The sequence below is a fragment of the Olivibacter sp. 47 genome (assembly GCF_030372825.1).
Classification (GTDB): Bacteria; Bacteroidota; Bacteroidia; order Sphingobacteriales; family Sphingobacteriaceae; genus Olivibacter; species Olivibacter oleidegradans.
Genome location: NZ_JAUCNR010000001.1, coordinates 2,846,135 through 2,862,979 on the forward strand (window position 1 = coordinate 2,846,135; position 16,845 = coordinate 2,862,979).

A 16,845-nucleotide genomic window follows, 5' to 3' on the forward strand; every position below is an offset into this window, starting at 1 on the left:
ATTTTTTATAGGGTTAGTTGAACACCTAATGAATAAGTTCTCCGATACGGATAAACTCTTCCGAAAGAGTTAGGATCATTTAATCCCAATGAGGTATAATCTGTTTCGGGGTCGATTGGGATGTCGACATTATCTATCAATTCGAATAAGTTTTCACCGCTGAAAAAGATTCGGAGATTTTGAATTTTTGCTTTGCTAATTAATTTTTGAGGCAATGAATATCCAAAAGTTAGATTTTTAACTCTTAAATAAGACATGTCGAGAAGATACTTCGTTTGAACAAGGAAGTTTTTATTGCTTCTATTCTGCTCATGATCCGTTGGACGCGGATAAAATGCATTCGGGTTTTCAGGTGTCCAATAATCTAGTTGATGCTGGTACCATCCTTCGGCTGCCCTAAAACCAGGGATTCCCATTGTGCCAGCGGCCCAAAGATCCCTTTTTCCTACGCCTTGTAAGAAAAATCCAAAATCAAAGCCTTTGTAACTAAAGTCCATTCGATATCCATATTGCCACCTCGGGGTGGAATTTCCTATGACTTTCTGATCGCCTGGATTGCCTACTGTGTTTTCGCCATCAGTGATAACTCCATCACCATTTAGATCTTTGTATTTGATGTCGCCCGGACCATAGAAGAACCAAGGACTGGTTCCTTCGAATCTCCTTTGAGAGGGGATGCCATCAATTAGTATATAGCGGCCCCGTTCATCTGTTAATAAATTGCCATTTGCATCTTGCTGAAAATCGTTTCTCGTGAAGAAACGGTCAGTAACATAACCCCAGATTTCACCACTTACTTGTCCTTTATAAACCGGTGAGGAGGCAATTGTCTGTGTGAAAATTTTGGTTGAGTTGCCTGGAAATTCGGTAACTTTTTCTGTAAAATCGCTCAGTTGACCCGTAGCACTTATATTCAGTCCATTACTGAAAGTATGGTTATAGCCGATTGTGAGTTCCCAACCTTTGGTTTGCATTTTTCCCGCGTTTAGCACCGGTGCCGTCGCTCCAAAAGAAGAAGGAAGGGTAAGGCCTGCGCTTAACATGTCGCTAACCGTACGGTTATACCAATCAAAGCTTAAATTAACTTTATCATTGAAAAAATTGGCATCAAGCCCAAAATCCGTTGTAGTAACTCGTTCCCAAGTTAAGGTTTCAGAGACGGCTCTTGGATTCTGAAAAGTTGGCATAAATGCATCACCTATTAGCCACTGGCCGGCAAGATCGCCGGTTGAATAAGCGGGCATAACCGGTAAAAAGACATTTTCTCCTACATTTTGGTTTCCAACACTTCCATAAGATCCTCTTATCTTTAAGAAACTTAAATAAGGTTTGGCAAATTCCATGAATTTCTCCTGAGATAGAATATATCCGGCAGATAACGAAGAGAAGAAAGCCCATTTGTCGTTTACCGGAAATCTGGAAGAACCGTCATATCTACCATTTAGTTCTAATAAGAATTTGTTTTGAAAAGAATAATTGATGCGTCCGAAATAACCTAATGTTGACCAATGTCTAACCCTTCCGCCTACGGTTTGCGCACCGGTAGCCAATCCGAATTCTCCTTTCGACGGATCCATTAAACCCATTTGCTGGGAGAAATGGTTTCCGTTTTGAAATACTTCCAAGTTTGTCCCCAGCAAGGCCTTAAATGCATGATCCCCATACTCTTTAGCGTAGTTTCCATACGCATTAAAAACATGTCGATCTTCCCAGCTTGAGTTCTTTCTAACCCGGTCATGGGCTGGAGTCGTATAAGTTTCGAGAGTCATGGGATTTCCGTTCCAATAGTTCCATCCCTTTGCCGAGCCACCGACAATATGTTCTAAATCATTTAATTTAGTGTAGGTGTAATCTGCATCCATTGTTAATCCGGGAAGGATTTTTGCGGTACCACCGATCGTCAATCGTGTCATATTTGACTTGGTACTTGTCATATTTGCCTGCTCTACATCGGTTATGGCATTCCGAAATGGCTGCCCCTGATAGGTGCCATACGGAAATGTTTTAGGCCATCGATAGAGATAGAACCATGGATCGTAGGTGTCTCCATTATAGGAATAAGGCTTTGTTAACGTAGAGTTTGAATAAAGTACTTTTGTACGAACGTCAAGCCACTTGTTCACAGAGGCATTTACTGCTAAATTCAAATTGTATCGGTCGTATTGATCCGGATTGACTTTAAGTATTCCATCCTGGTTTAAATACCCGAATCCCATGTTATAGTTAATTTTGTCGCTCCCACCATTGATACTTAAATTATGGTTTTGTTGGGGCGTAAAATCTTTCATATACATACCGGGGGCATCCCAGGGTCTATAAAAAAATAAGGCACCGTCCCTCACCTCAAAATCGCGACCTTCAACCATTTCAGGCCCTAAATCTTGTCCGCCATATTGATTTTCCCATTCTTGCATTTTTTGAATCGCCAACTCATCGAAGCGTACTCCCAAACTTGAATAGAAGGGTTGCGAAGGATTTCTACGTAGTGCCGCATCAAGAGCCATTCGAGCGCCAGCTGCTGCGTCGGCAATTTTCGGAGTTTTTGTCGGTTTCTGCAAGGCAATATTGTTGGTATAGGTGATACGGCTAGGTGTATCTCTACTTCCTGATTTGGTTGTGATTAATATCACTCCCCATGCCGCTCTAGTTCCATAAATCGATGTTGAGGCTGCGTCTTTAAGAACAGATACACTTGCAATATCGTTTGGATTAATCATCTGAAGAGAGGGCACTTCTACGTTATCTACAAGTATAAGCGGTTGCGCTCCGGTTGATCCGGTATTAATTGATCCCCGGGCTCCTCGTAAACGAATGGTTGGATTAGTCCCTAAATCTCCACTCGGAGTTGTGATCGTTAATCCCGGGACAGTGCCTTGTAAAGCTCTAACGGGATCTGTTATAGGACGCGTCTCAAAAGTTTTTTGCACATCTACAGTCGAAACCGCTCCTGTTAGATTCGCCCTCTTTTGTTTTCCGAAACCAACTACTACTACCTCATTCAAGGTGGTCTCGTTTAATTCCAGCTGAACATTGATAACGTTTTCTTGCCCAACAATCAACTCTTTCGTATTCGACCCAATATAAGAGAAAACGAGTGTTTGTCCTATTTGCGCGCTAATGGAGTAGGAGCCGATATCATTTGTAGTCACTCCTTGGTTCGTTTCTTTGATCTTGACGGATACTCCCGGCAGAGGCGACTTGTCGGTCTCCGCTGTAACTCGACCCGTGATGGTTTTTTCCTGTGCCAAGAGGAGGGCTGGCACAAAGAATAGCCCTACGAAAAATAAAAGTAGTTTTCGTTTCATTTTGGTTGTTTTTAATGGTCAATTATGTTGATTATTTGAGTTTTTTCAAGCTATACTGGTTTGGTTTACACATTATTTCAATCTTCCGATTCAGCTTAATTGGTTCTGCTAAGGAGTAATAGGTTCGTCCTCCCTTTTGGTTAACATTACAAGATTACAAAATAAAAATAACATATGCAACATTATGCGTATTCTTTAATAATTTGTACATAAAAGTGCATTTATATACGTGTTTCATGCAATGATGAGCTTTTTTTATTTTGTTTATGTGTCTTTAAGGTTATTGAAGTGTTAACATTTGCGGATTTGTGCATTATTTTGGAATTGGCAGAATAGAGAGGTTCCAAAAAGCTTTTCAATAATAGAAAGACAGGAAGCATATCAACAAAAAAGGCATGCTATTGCATGCCCTTTATCATTATTTGAAACAACCTATGGTTGATCCCACCAAACCGGTTCGTTTAGATAAGTGGGGCTTTCCGCATTTGGATTTGCTTTTCTTACTTGCTCAATGTTAAAGTTGATCTCATAACTTGGCACGGCAAATCGTCGCGGCCAGTCGGTAGGACTAGGGTAGGCTTCTATAAATACATGGGAAGGTCTTTTGAAGCCTTTATAGATACCAACTGTTTCGTTATAACTTCCTGATGCATCTGTACAATAATTCATTCGTCTCAAATCACACCATACCTCCGGAGAGTAAGATAAGGCAATATATTTTTGAATCATAATGTGGCTCATGGTAAGGTCGCCGGCATTTTGGATAACTGATGAACTACTTAAAAATTGTTCAATAACTGTTGGCGTAATTCCCATGATTGACATGTGGGAACGAATACCTGCTTTGTAAGCCGTAAGGGCTTCCGTCGATTGGCCTAGCCGAAGTCGTACTTCGGCTTCAATGAAACGCATTTCAGCATTAGTCAAAAGAAGCCCTTTACCTCCTCGTTGGGTATACCATGAACCAGTTGACAGTATACGTTGTCCCGCTTGCGGCTTAGTAGGATCCATCCGAAGTTGAACGTATACTGAATCTTTGTTGGAAAACCTGTCACTTGATGCGGAGTAATTATAGCTCGAAGGACCGGCTTTTGGCAGATCAGATGACATGTCGACGAATTGAGTACGTACTAATTGGCCTTCTCGGTTTTCCATTCGAGGGATGAGCAGATCCATTCGCGGATCCTCCATGTTATTGTTGCCTGTAGGCGCTCCTGTATAGTTGTTTGAAAGATAGTCATAGTAAAGCTTTGTTATGCGGCCGGTAGAACCAATATTTACATATTGTAAAGCTGCTTTGCTATTGTCTGCAACACCCTCTTCGTCTACATACTGCATAATAGAACTCTGCTCATCCGACTGGGGAGCGGAGGCTAAAGCATCTAGAACTGCTTGCGGATTGTAGTCCGCTTTTTTTGTGAGATGGTTTAAAAAGCGAGCTTTCAAGCCATAAGCTAAGCGAATCCAATTCTCCACTTTGCCGCCATTTAATATATCTCCTTCAGCTAAATCAGGAGCCGTAATTTCCTGTGATTTTTGAAGATCTGCTATCGCTTCGTCTAGCAGAGCGATTACTTTCCCTTGCACATAGGCACCATCATCAAACCTCGGGGTTAAATTGCCTGGTATGTCGAATTCATCATAGGGTAACATGCCGTAAAAATCGGCTAAGTATCCAAAGCCCCAAGCTTTCATGATTTTGGCGGCACCTATATAATGATAAGCGCCTACTTTCTCTGATGCTTCAATGAGCGGTTGTATATTCACCGCTGTGTTTACGTACCACGATTGCCAAGGCCAATTAGCACTGGAGACGTTCGAGTACCATCTCGTCAGATTCCAGTTATTGTTGTTTGCGTAGGTAACAGCCAGCTGCTGTGCTAAAAATGCAACCCGTGTACCGGCGCTCTCGTAACCATCAGCGAATTGTGCAATGATGGGTGGTAACCGTTGTTCCGGAGCGGGTACGGTGGAATTAGGGCTACTTGGATTTTCATTTATATCCAACCATTTCTTACAGGAGGTAAAAACGATTGACAAAAGCAGAATATATACAGACTTTTTCATTTTTTTTGATTTTAAAATCTTACGTTCAAACCGAGTGCAAATCCCGCGGTGGCAGGAACTCCGGCATAATCAATTCCTACCGAGCCCGAGCCTACCACTCCTGCGCCTGCAGCGCTTGTTTCCGGGTCCATACCTGAATAATTGGTAAATAATAAGAGATTCGTTCCCGTAGCTGTAATTGTTGCACCTTTTATCCATGATGCTTTTTTCAAAAGGGTTGCAGGTAAAGAATATGCCAGCGCAATAGAGCGGAGACGAAGCCAGTTCACGTTTTCTATGAAAAAGGGTACGTTATTGGCATAAATGTCCCGGTAATATTTTTCGTTTGCAACAACTTCTCGCGTTACGGCTTCATATTGCCCGGTTTCCGGATTTAGCGATTGACCGGTAAAAGTGACCGTATTACCACGATTTTCGGTCAGTTTGCTCATGCCGTTTACTGTTAATAAGTACTCGGTAGCATTGTAAATATCTCCACCTTTACGGAAATCAAATAGGAAAGAGAAACTCCAGTTTCTGAAGGTAAAACTATTATTAAAACCTCCAATAAAATCGGGTTCACGATTGCCGATATACGTAGTGGTAGAATTACTAGTTAGTGGATATCCTGTGTTCCAGTCGAGTAATAGGTTGCCGTTAGCGTCTGTTTGCCATTTAGAACCACTTATCCCCATGAAATCACCATTTCCGAAAGAAGCCGCTTTGCCGTTTCCTACCTGTACATCAGTTACATATAAAATAGGTAGCGAACCGGGCAGTTCTTTTACAACACCATTGTTGTGTGAGAAGTTAATGGTAGCATCCCATTTGAAGTTTTCTCGCTTTATTGGTGTAGCGTTTAACATGATTTCGATCCCCTTATTTTCTAAAATACCGGTATTCACTGAACTTAAGATATACCCGGTTGCATTACTCACACGCGGCGTTAAGATCTGATCAACACTTTTGTTTTTATAATACGTGAAGTCGAAGCCGAGTCGATCGCCCAGAAATCGTAAATCCGTCCCAAATTCGACTGACTTGGTTGTTTCTGGTTTTAACAAATCGTTTCCTCGAGACCAATAATTTCTATAACCACCTCCTATTGTTAATTCAGGTCCGAAGAGATACGTTGCGGTTTGATAAGCAGCAGCGTCTTTGCCCACTTGTGCATAAGAAGCACGTACTTTTCCAAAAGATAAAAAACGATTTTGTGGGAGTAACTCTGTGAAAACAAAGCTTCCACTTATAGCAGGATAAAAGAATGATCTGTTTTGTAAAGGAAGAGTTGATGACCAATCGTTCCTGCCTGTGAAGCCCAAATAAACCATATTCTTATAAGACAGCCTGAAATCACCATAAACACCAACCAATCGCTTTCGATTGATACTTTGAGTATAATATTTGTTTTCGTTGGAAGCGTTATTGATATCCACGAAGCTTGGAATTTCGAATTGTTCCGCTCTCCTTGAATTGGAGGTAAGCTTGGTGTCTTCTGTAGTCGTTCCTAAAACCAAACTCGCGTCCCAGTTTTCAAAGAAGGTCTTATGAAAGTTCAACATCAAATTCGAGTTGATATAATTATAGGCTCGATCTGTTTCCGACAGCATCCCGTCTTGCCAAGCAAGTTTTACACTAGATCCGGGAGCAATAAGGCTTCTAAAGTTAGTAGTGTAATTGTCAATCCCCAATCGATAAGTTGCGTCGAACCAGTCAGTGATTTTAACCTGTGTATAGGCAGTGGCAATAAGACGGTTGTTGCGGTCATTTTGTGGATTCTTATTGATAATCCAATATGGGTTGTCCGTGTTATCTTCAAGCTTCACGTCAGGAAGAAGCAATTTATTAGAGCCATCCGGATTTATCCAGTCTTTCATGTTGGCATTTAATGGCCATGATAGCACACTTTCCATATACCCACCACCACTGGATCCCCAAAGACCACTCCCCGTAAGCGTTTTCTGTGACTTACTTACGGCGTAAGAGGCGTTAATACCAAAAGTGAAAATGCCTAACTTTTGTTCGCCATTAAAACGTACGGTAGAACGCTTGAAGTTGGTAGTTGGAACAACCCCTGATTGGTCTAAATTAGAAGCGGAAAGAAAGAAATTTCCTTTAGCGCTGCCTCCGGAAACATTAAAGCTGTTATCATACGCTCTAGCCGTTTCGAAGAAATTGCCAAGGTTGTCATAACTTGTTTCACCGGATATAAATTTATCCCCCCAAGATAAAGCGGTTTGGTCTGAAAATTCACCACTATAATATGAGCCCTGCTTGTACAGGTGTTGCTGCTCGGGTAAACGATTAACCCAGTTCGTCATAAATCGTGAAGTGACGGAAGCGGTAGTAGAACCTTCTTGTCCTTTTTTTGTCGTGATGATGATGGCGCCTGCCGCAGCTCTTAATCCATACAGTGCCGCTGCGGCCGGACCTTTTAATACAGAGATAGATTCAATATCTTCCGGATTGATGTCCATTGCCCGATTACTATTTGTAGTTGAGATATTTACAGATCCATCAAATGCACTATTGTCTCCCTGTCCTGTCGAATTGTCCATAGGCATTCCATCAATAACAAATAATGGCTGATTATCCCGTTCTAGCGAAGTTCCGCCTCTTAATACAATGGATGAGGAAGCTCCGGGTGCTCCGCTTGAATTGGTGATATTTACACCGGCAATTTTACCGTTGAGTGAGTTTATGATGTTGGGATCTTTATTTTTAAGCAACTCTTCGGATTTGATGTCTTGTGCGGCATAACCTAAACTTCGGACTTCACGTTTGATTCCCATAGCCGTCACAACCACTTCATTAAGATCAGAACTGGTTGATTGTAGCGATACACTGATTACATTGCTTGTGCCTACTGCTGTCTCCTGTGCTTGGAAACCGATATAAGTGAAATGCAAAATTTGACCCAAACTTGTTTCAATACTATATAATCCTTCGCTACTCGTTTGAGTTCTCGTGCTCGTACCTTTTACGCTCACAGTAACCCCTGGAAGTGGTTGTCCTTGAGAGTCCGTTACCTTTCCGGTAATGGTTTTTTGCTGCGCCAGTAGGTGGGCAGAAACAAAAAACAATCCCAGCATAAAGAGGAGTAGTTTTCTTTTCATGTTTTGATAATTAGTGGTCGATATATGGATTAATAATAATCTAGTTACCGGTAAATAGTGCACTTACGAGGCAAGTCCCAGCTTGCACGCTATATCTCTATTATTCCCTTACAGTTTATTGGTTTTATAAATGTTGTGGATGAAAGCCGTTTTCAGTACAAGAATATTGAGAATTTCTATGTAATGCAAATTTATGCGTTATTTTTTTATTAGTTATAGAAAAGCGCAAAAAAAGAGCATGTATGATCCGGTTGTTTGCAAATAGTTACTACTTTATAAGTACTTTGTAAAGTAAAGCGGTATTTAGTGCATTGGGATGTATGGAATAGGTGACAAAAAATAAGGTGCCCATTACCATGGGCACCTTATTCTAAAATGTTGGGTCTGCGGGGGTATTAGCGTTGTTGTCCCGTTCAACAAACGGATAGGGAAAGAAGTTTCTTTTCATTTCTGTTTGTGGACGGTTAAACCTTCTCATATCTTCCAATTTTAAACCTGACATAAAAAGCTCGATACATCGATGCTTATAGATTAGTGTCAAGAGCTCTTCTTCACTATAAGGGACTGTTAAGCCAGGCATCGCGGCGCCAAGTCCATAAACATCATCGTTTGGCTTTTTTGTGATCACCTTGTTTAGCTCTATCAAAGCTAAATCAAGCCTAGAAGTCCGGGCATAGGCTTCGGCCTTAATCAAAAGCATTTCGCCCGGTAAATAGACCGGTATTGGTGATTCATTGGTGAACCAAAATCCTTTAATGCGTACAGCCGGCGGTGCGGGATTGGCGTTTTCAATATAAAATAATACACGCTGATCGTTGGGATCTGGATAGAGAGCCTCCGGTAGCCCTAAATGTTCGTCCTTTGGTTGAAAGACATTATTTGTGGACGTAGCAAATGTGTAAATCGGGTTCGGGGAAACATTGTCATAGGCAAATACCGACACCTTTTTTAGGTCCACCTGACTGGCCGCGCTCAATGCTTCTTCATAATCACCTATATACAATGAATAACGAGCTTTTAGTGCATAAAGTGTATTTTTTATATCGATACTCGCTGCGGGAATGTCCTGCAAAAATGCATTACTGATCGAGTCCGTCTCTGTGAAAAGCAAGGCACTATCAATACTGCTAATTGCCATTCTATAACCTTCCATTCGGTCGACAAACGAAGCGTTGCGTCCCACAGTTGCCGGTACCTGTTCCCAATTCATCGCCAAGTCCCCCAATGAGAGGGCCTTCAAAACCGTTGTGTAAGCGATGATGCCACTAGCTCGATTTTTATCAGCTAGCTTTCTCGCGTTTTGTATGACGAGATTGGCATCATATATGATTTTATTACTGCTTGTCCATAGACCTGCAAGCACGGTGTTCGTTCCATCTACTGTAGAACCCCCGGTGCTTAACTGCAATTCGGGAATGTTTCCTTCATTTCTAAGTAAAAGTTCGTTTGTAACGAAGCCGTTAGCTGTTACTTTATTATAGATATTGCTTGTCCTTAGGTAACTGTAAGTACGTTGCAAGCCGATACTGATATCTGTTAAAGCTTGGGATGACGATAGGGCTTCTTCGTTTAATGCTCTCGAGGGATCGATATAATCTTTGGTACACGATGAGAGTGTGAAAATTAGCGCTAATCCATATCCATAATAGAAAAGACGCATGCATATGCTGTTGTTTTTTTTTCATGTCGATATTCATACTGATTAAATACTGCTATTGATGGAGTTTATAATTTTACCTGTACACCTAACGTAAACGTTCGGGGGATCGGAATAGCTCCGAAGTCGATGCCACGTAATATGGTGGATTGCCCACCGGCATTGACCTCTGGATCATAACCTTTGTATTTGTCAATAGAGAACAAGTTTCTACCGCTCGCACTAATAGTAAAATCCTTAAAAAACTTTACTTTACCCAAATTGTAGCTTAGTGAAATTTCTCTCAATTTGATGTAATTACCGTTGTCAATTCTCCATTCTTCGACTGCATAAACACCGGCTATATAACCTCTTGGTATCTCACCCATTTGTTCCTGTTCTGCTATTTCGCCGCTGCCTACACCTTGTCTGGTTCGCCAATCAGCATTCCAGACATCTACACCCTGTACGGCATCAAATTGCATATGTAAGGATAACTTCTTGTAGGTGAAATCGTTTACGAAAGTAAGTGTATAATCCGGGTTCGGATCACCTATAACTCTACGTAAAGGAGTGCCCATGGGTAAGCCGTTCGCGTCGCGTTGGGGCGTGTATTCTGTTCCATTTTGGATGCCTCGTTCAATTAGCGGAATCCCTTTGTCGTTCAATAATAGACTGCCATCAGGATTTCTAGCGAAAAAGGTGCCGTAAAAGACACCGATAGGTTGACCGTCAATAATGGCTACAGGTGCTCCGGGGTTAGTGCTGAATAACCGTAGGCCACCTACATCCAGTGCTTTGTTTCGGTTCCGGTTGTAAATGACAGAAGTATTCCATTCAAAGTTGGTGTTTTTAATGGGCGCGCCATTCAGTACCAATTCGATTCCTCGATTTTGTAAGGAACCAACATTATCGAGAAAACTTGAAAATCCGGTGGTCGGAGCTTCCACTCGGGATATTAATAAATCCGTCACCTTTTTGTTGTACCAGTTAAAGCTAGCACCCAATCGATTGTTAAAGAAGGATAGATCGGCACCTAATTCCAATTCAGCCTGACGCTCGGGTTTAATGTTCTCATTTGCGAGAGTGGCGCTCGAAAAGAGGGAAACCCTGCTTAAAAAAGTTTGAGAGGAATAGGCATTGTATCGGTCGTAGGCCCCAATGCCGGTTAGATTTCCTGATTGGCCGTAAGCCGCACGCAACTTGAATAAATTCCACCAATTGCTTAGCGATGTGTTTTTCCAATAATCTGCAGACGATAACACATAGCTGCCACTACCTTTTATGTATACCTGCCTGCGATTGTCCTCACCAAACACGGAAGATTCATCTACCCGGACGGCACCGGTTAAAAATAGATGATCTTTATATTTGAAATTTTGTTGAAAGTAAGCCCCGCTTACGGAGTATTCGCTTCTAATATCCATGCCGGGCAAAATTGTGCTGGCGGCGTTAACCGTTTCGATAAACGGTGCTAAACCTCGCCCATTAAGCATGTTATAGTTGGATTTTTCATATTGATAAGAAAAGCCCAATTGAGAAGTTGATGTTAGTACATCAGAAAGCGTGGCGTTGTAAGTCGCATTAAGTTCTTGATTGATCAAAAGAGCTGAATTGCTAGCGACACTGGCATAGCCGTTCTGAGTTGGGTTCAAGTTGCTTCCACCTCCCCAATAATCGGGATTAACGTTGTATGTATACGGTGGTATATATGTTTTTCCATTTTGTCCGGTGTGGTCCACGCCTAGGGTATAGTCGATCGAAAGACCTTCGACGGGCGTAAGTTTTAGGTTTAAATTGCCTAAAATGCGGTTCACTTCCTGACGTTGCTTAATGTCCTCAATAACTGAAACGGGATTTACTCGACCTCTTTCTCCAACCGACTTTAAGTTTCCATCAACATCTCTTGTGAATAGATCGTGGTAATTGGCAATAATATTGATAGAGTTCAAAGGGGAGTAAAACGAATTTCCATCTGGTTTTTCGTCCGCTCCACTATTTATATAGTTTAATCCTGCACTAAAGGAAATCCAATCGGCTAACTTTTGATCGATGTTAGTTCGCAGACTGAACCGTCTAAAGTTTGTGTTCTTAACAATGCCTTGGTTATTAAAGTAGGAGGCTGATACATAATATTTCGTGTCGTCTTTCCCACCGGCTACAGAAAGGTTGTTGTCGGTACCGCTTGCATTTCTGAAAATGTAGTCCTGATAATCATAACGGTTAACCGGAGAAGTGGTTATAAGTGCGGTATTCAGAACGTCCTGAGTTTCTGTATCGACGGATCCGCCAAATTTGACAGGTGACTGATTTACAGGGACTTTTTTTCGTAAGTTACTGTTGGAATAGCTGGAAGAAAAAGTCACCACGGGCTTACCTAGCGAACCTCTTTTGGTGAAGATTTGTACAACGCCTGCATTCGCTCTCGAACCATAGATTGCTGCAGCCGCAGCACCGTTCAATACCTCGATTCGCTCAATATCGGCTGGGTTAATATCTACTAGTCGATTTTGACCGATCGTTCCGACAAAATTGCCGCCATCGTAACCGGTTTGCGTATTGGTTACACGGGTCGTATTATTATTGACAATAATACCATCAACAATATAAAGTGGTTCAGATGAGGAATTGACAGAGCTGATTCCTCTTAGTCGTACCGAGATTCCGCCTGCCGGGTCGCCGGAGTTCTGAGAAATCTGAGCGCCTGCCGTTTTTCCCTGCAGCGACGATAAGACATTTCCGCTTCTGCCCTTCGTAAGATCATCGCCTTTTACGGAACTGATGTAACTTCCCAATTGTTTTCGTGTCGTTCCCGCTGAGGTACCGGTGATAATGACTTCGTCTAGCCCAACAAGATCAGAAGATAAGCCGCAATTTAACAGGTTTTTGCCGGTTTTTAACGCTATTGTCTTCGTTTCACTCTTGTATCCTGTATAACTAAAAACAATAGATTGTTGACCGTTCAGATTGTCAACGTTCAAAGAATACTTACCTTCCGCATCCGTTGAAGTTCCTACAGTTGAATTTCTGATTTTGACAGAAACCCCTGCTAACGGTTGCTGGCTTGCTTCATCCACTACACGCCCAACTATAACGGATTGCTGTGCATAAATGGCTTGGATGAAAAAAGGTAGATAAAAAACAGTAATTTGATTGATTTGGTCATAAAATGAATCATTAAATGTTTGTGAATCGGTTGATTGGGATTGTTGCTTGCATAGTTATGTTCTTGAATTTATCCCGCAGTTTATTAGGTGTTACTTGCTGTATTTAAGCTTATTGGATACACAAGTATAAGAAAAAAAATAGTTATGCAATATTTTGCGTTTTTTTTAATATTTATATGTATAAACATGCACTTAGGCTATAGATGTACCCGATTGCCATGATTGAAATTGAAGTGTTATTGGCATTCTATCTCAATGAAATGTGGAGGCTTTTTTTTTCGTATTTTGGGAATAAGGTGTCTGTCGACTGATAAGGATGCAAAATGGATACACTAAATGGAAAAAGATATCCCGCTCTCAGAAAATTAGCCTTCGGAGATCGAACTTTTTGACCGCTGAAACAGGAACGAAACCGATAGCTTGCTGCCGATAGCTGAATCTTACCACAAAATAGTTGGTTACTGTTTTAAATTGAAACCCTGCTGATTAACATCATCGCATTATTATTTTGTGATAAAAATATATATTTACAAGTCTTAAGGAAAAAATTAACCAACATGCTAAAAGAAGAAAGACAGGCTTTTATAATGCGCGAAGTAAACCTGCACAATAAGGTTCTATCATCCGACCTCAGCGTTCAACTGAATGTATCAGAGGATACCATAAGAAGAGACTTAAATGAATTGGCTGAAAATGGGAAAGTACTAAAAGTATATGGCGGAGCCCTATCTAAGTCCTTTCAGTATCCGTTTCAGGATAACGAGGTTTATGCGCGGGAGTCAAAAAAGACAATTGCTCAAAAAGCAATAACCCTTATTCAGGATGGCATGGCCGTACTGCTGGGAGGGGGGACTACGATGTTGGAACTAGCGAGAACTTTACCCGAAAAAATGCAATGCACCTTTTTTACGATCAGCCCCCTCGTCGCTTTGGAGCTGGCAGAACGGTCAGGCGATGATGTGATATTAATAGGAGGTAAACTAGCCAGAAGCACCAATGTAACGATTGGTTCTCAAGTGATTAATCAGCTATCGGAAATCAGGGTTGATCTTTGTTTATTGGGAACTAACAGCCTATCGGTTGAAGATGGTGTTACGGATTCGGATTGGGAAGTTGTTCAAATTAAGAAAGCGATGCTCCGCTGTTCACAAAAAACAGGTATTCTAAGCATTGCTGAAAAATTGAATTCAGTACAGAAAATGAAAGTCTGCAATGTGAATGCCATCGATTACTTAGTGACCGATTTGGATCCTAAACATGAAAGCTTAAGTCGATTTTCGCAAATAGTAAAGGTAATTTAGCTATTCTAATGTTACTTTAATCCATTTTTAATCCGTTTTAGGTAGTTTAGTGTAACAAAAGTCAATGTAACGTCTTTATTTCTCACATTTTTTGAACTTGTGCAGCCATTTGACTAATATTGTTATACCAAACCAAACTAAAACAAATTGCTATGAGTACCGTTATTGCAGAGTTAATCAATAAGGAGGATATTCGGAACTATAAAATAATCGATGCACCCGAGAGCCACGTAAGTGAATTGCGTTATAAATTGCAAAGTGCTGTAAGATTAGGAAATGAATTTAAATCGAAATCGGTCATTACTTTTAATACTACCAGTGGGCCAAAAAGAGTAGAAACTACCGTATGGATGTTAACTGATAGTTATTTGCAATTGAAAAACGGAATCATGATCCCACTCAGTAGCTTATTAGACCTCGATTATTAGTACGGTTATTATATATATAAGAAGCAAATGGTCTTTCCGGTTTGTTTCTTATATATCGCTACACTAGCTAACCTGTGTTTTTTATATTCCTACCTTTATCACATAGTTTCTCAGTAAGATTGTCAATTAGTGTTAAAATTTTCTTCTTCGAAAAAAAAGAGAGAGACTTGTCGTATATTGCGACCAAATATTGGCGGTAGAAGATGGACACACACGTACTTCACAGATTTTTAGGGCTTTTTATCGGATTGTCATTATTTATAAGTGCCTGCAAAAAGGATAATCCGGACACAAATCAAGGTAATTCTACACAGACACCCACAGATGATCGCGTCGCGCTAACCAACGACTCTATTTTTCTGTATGCGAAGGAAATTTATTATTGGAATCAAAATTTGCCAACCTATGATGTTTTTAACCCAAGGCAATATACTTCCAATGCTGATAAATTAAAAAATTACGAAGCTAATTTGTTGTCAATAGCTCAATATTCCACGTCAAAATACGACATACTTACGGTCAACAATACAGACTATACAAAATTCTCTTATATCGAAGATGTATCAGGTAACAGTGGCGTCACCGCTGGCGTGAGAAACTTAACCAATAGTGTTAATTTAACAGGGCAAGGAAACGATGTCGGTATTTATGATATTGCAGCCTATGGGAGTGATACGGATTTTAAAGTGTTCATCCGCGCTGTTTATCCCGGATCTCCTGCCGCCAGAAGTGGCTTGACTAGAGGCGCTTCTATCACTAAAATTGATGGAGAAACAATCGGGGATGATTGGGATCGTGATTATAGTTACATATCGCGGTTACTGGGTGATCCTTTTTCTATTCGCTTAGAGGGACAAAAACTGAGCGGTAGCTCTTATTCCATTTCATTGAGTAAGCAGACTTATAATAGTAGCCCCGTCTATAAAGACACGGTACTCACTATCAACAATAAAAACATAGGCTATGTTGCTTATGCTCGCTTTTCGGATGAGGAAAATTCCTTTGATGTTCTTGATAATATCTTTTCGGATTTTGCAACAAAGAATGTTGAAGACTTAGTCATCGACTTACGTTACAACGGAGGCGGTTATGTTGCTACTGCCGAACATTTGGCTAATCTAATAGCCCCTAGCGGTACAACGGGGGTTATGTTTGTTGAGTATTATAATCAATTGATGCAAGAAGGGAAAGCGACTATACTCAAAAATCAACGCGTACGTAATTCTAATGGAGAAATAATAGGGACAGATACCTATGCTAGTTACAGTTATAAGCCGGAAGCAACGGGCAACACTGTTAATTTTAAAAAAGCGGGAAATCTTAGTAACGTGAAAAATATTGTTTTTCTTGTTACTAACAATACTGCTTCCGCCAGTGAGTTATTGATTAATTCGCTGCGTGGTTTAAGCTCTTTAAATATAAAGCTGGTTGGAACAACAACTTATGGAAAGCCTGTAGGATTCTTCCCGGTCCGGCTAGAGAGTGTGTATGATCTATATCTGCCAAGTTTTTCTTCAAAGAATGCAAAGGGGGAAGGGGATTATTATAATGGCTTCAAACCAGGAACCGATATACCCGGAAAGGAAATGCTTGATAATCTTGGACAGGATTTAGATAGCTTTAGTGAGTATGATTTTGGGGATCCTAAAGAGCTTTACCTGGCAGAGGCTCTGAATCAATTGGGAGTAACTGCAAGCACGACTAGTAGTGGTCCTTTAATGAATATTCGCTCCAAACAATCGAATAATACCACTCAGAACCTGATGAAAAATAAACGTTCTAGTAAAGAATTTAAAGGTATGATAGAGACGCGTGTGAGATAAAATTGTAGGAGCTCTTTGTTCTA

8 protein-coding genes are annotated in these 16,845 nt (G+C 40.8%); 3 read left to right on the forward strand and 5 right to left on the reverse strand.

Annotated features, from left to right (window positions below; genetic code table 11):
• Nucleotides 1–5: 5 nt before the first annotated feature.
• The 5 genes from QT327_RS12305 to QT327_RS12325 all read right to left on the reverse strand — a co-directional run bounded on the left by QT327_RS12305 (nucleotide 6) and on the right by QT327_RS12325 (nucleotide 13,180).
• Complete coding sequence (locus QT327_RS12305) at nucleotides 6–3,305, reverse strand: SusC/RagA family TonB-linked outer membrane protein (protein WP_149105666.1); 3,300 nt, start codon at nucleotides 3,303–3,305, stop codon at nucleotides 6–8.
• 432 nt (nucleotides 3,306–3,737) lie between these two features.
• A complete protein-coding gene (locus tag QT327_RS12310; protein ID WP_149105667.1) occupies nucleotides 3,738–5,372 on the reverse strand; it encodes a SusD/RagB family nutrient-binding outer membrane lipoprotein in 1,635 nt (544 codons plus the stop codon).
• A gap of 11 nt (nucleotides 5,373–5,383) precedes the next feature.
• Nucleotides 5,384–8,467, reverse strand: a complete 3,084-nt coding sequence (locus QT327_RS12315) for a SusC/RagA family TonB-linked outer membrane protein (RefSeq protein WP_289553000.1) — start codon at nucleotides 8,465–8,467, stop codon at nucleotides 5,384–5,386.
• A 370-nt stretch (nucleotides 8,468–8,837) separates the two neighbouring features.
• The gene (locus tag QT327_RS12320; RefSeq protein ID WP_289553001.1) at nucleotides 8,838–10,127 is read right to left on the reverse strand and encodes a RagB/SusD family nutrient uptake outer membrane protein; all 1,290 of its coding nucleotides are present in this window, start codon (nucleotides 10,125–10,127) and stop codon (nucleotides 8,838–8,840) included.
• A gap of 65 nt (nucleotides 10,128–10,192) precedes the next feature.
• The gene (locus QT327_RS12325) at nucleotides 10,193–13,180 is read right to left on the reverse strand and encodes a SusC/RagA family TonB-linked outer membrane protein (protein ID WP_289553002.1); all 2,988 of its coding nucleotides are present in this window, start codon (nucleotides 13,178–13,180) and stop codon (nucleotides 10,193–10,195) included.
• A gap of 647 nt (nucleotides 13,181–13,827) precedes the next feature.
• On the opposite strand from QT327_RS12325, the gene QT327_RS12330 reads away from it, so the two are divergent.
• From QT327_RS12330 to QT327_RS12340, 3 genes are all read left to right on the forward strand, one after another.
• Complete coding sequence (locus tag QT327_RS12330; RefSeq protein ID WP_130857841.1) at nucleotides 13,828–14,571, forward strand: DeoR/GlpR family DNA-binding transcription regulator; 744 nt, start codon at nucleotides 13,828–13,830, stop codon at nucleotides 14,569–14,571.
• A 152-nt stretch (nucleotides 14,572–14,723) separates the two neighbouring features.
• The gene (locus QT327_RS12335) at nucleotides 14,724–14,999 is read left to right on the forward strand and encodes a hypothetical protein (protein WP_013666531.1); all 276 of its coding nucleotides are present in this window, start codon (nucleotides 14,724–14,726) and stop codon (nucleotides 14,997–14,999) included.
• A 203-nt stretch (nucleotides 15,000–15,202) separates the two neighbouring features.
• Nucleotides 15,203–16,822: a S41 family peptidase gene (locus QT327_RS12340; RefSeq protein ID WP_130857840.1), complete on the forward strand. Its 1,620-nt coding sequence runs from the start codon at nucleotides 15,203–15,205 to the stop codon at nucleotides 16,820–16,822.
• Nucleotides 16,823–16,845 lie beyond the last annotated feature (23 nt).

Coding starts and splice junctions, on each gene's coding strand:
- QT327_RS12305 (WP_149105666.1), bottom strand. CDS start 3,305: ATGAAACGAAAACTACTTTTATTTTTCGTAGGGCTATTCTTTGTGCCA.
- QT327_RS12310 (WP_149105667.1), bottom strand. CDS start 5,372: ATGAAAAAGTCTGTATATATTCTGCTTTTGTCAATCGTTTTTACCTCC.
- QT327_RS12315 (WP_289553000.1), bottom strand. CDS start 8,467: ATGAAAAGAAAACTACTCCTCTTTATGCTGGGATTGTTTTTTGTTTCT.
- QT327_RS12330 (WP_130857841.1), top strand. CDS start 13,828: ATGCTAAAAGAAGAAAGACAGGCTTTTATAATGCGCGAAGTAAACCTG.
- QT327_RS12340 (WP_130857840.1), top strand. CDS start 15,203: ATGGACACACACGTACTTCACAGATTTTTAGGGCTTTTTATCGGATTG.
- QT327_RS12335 (WP_013666531.1), top strand. CDS start 14,724: ATGAGTACCGTTATTGCAGAGTTAATCAATAAGGAGGATATTCGGAAC.
- QT327_RS12320 (WP_289553001.1), bottom strand. CDS start 10,127: ATGCGTCTTTTCTATTATGGATATGGATTAGCGCTAATTTTCACACTC.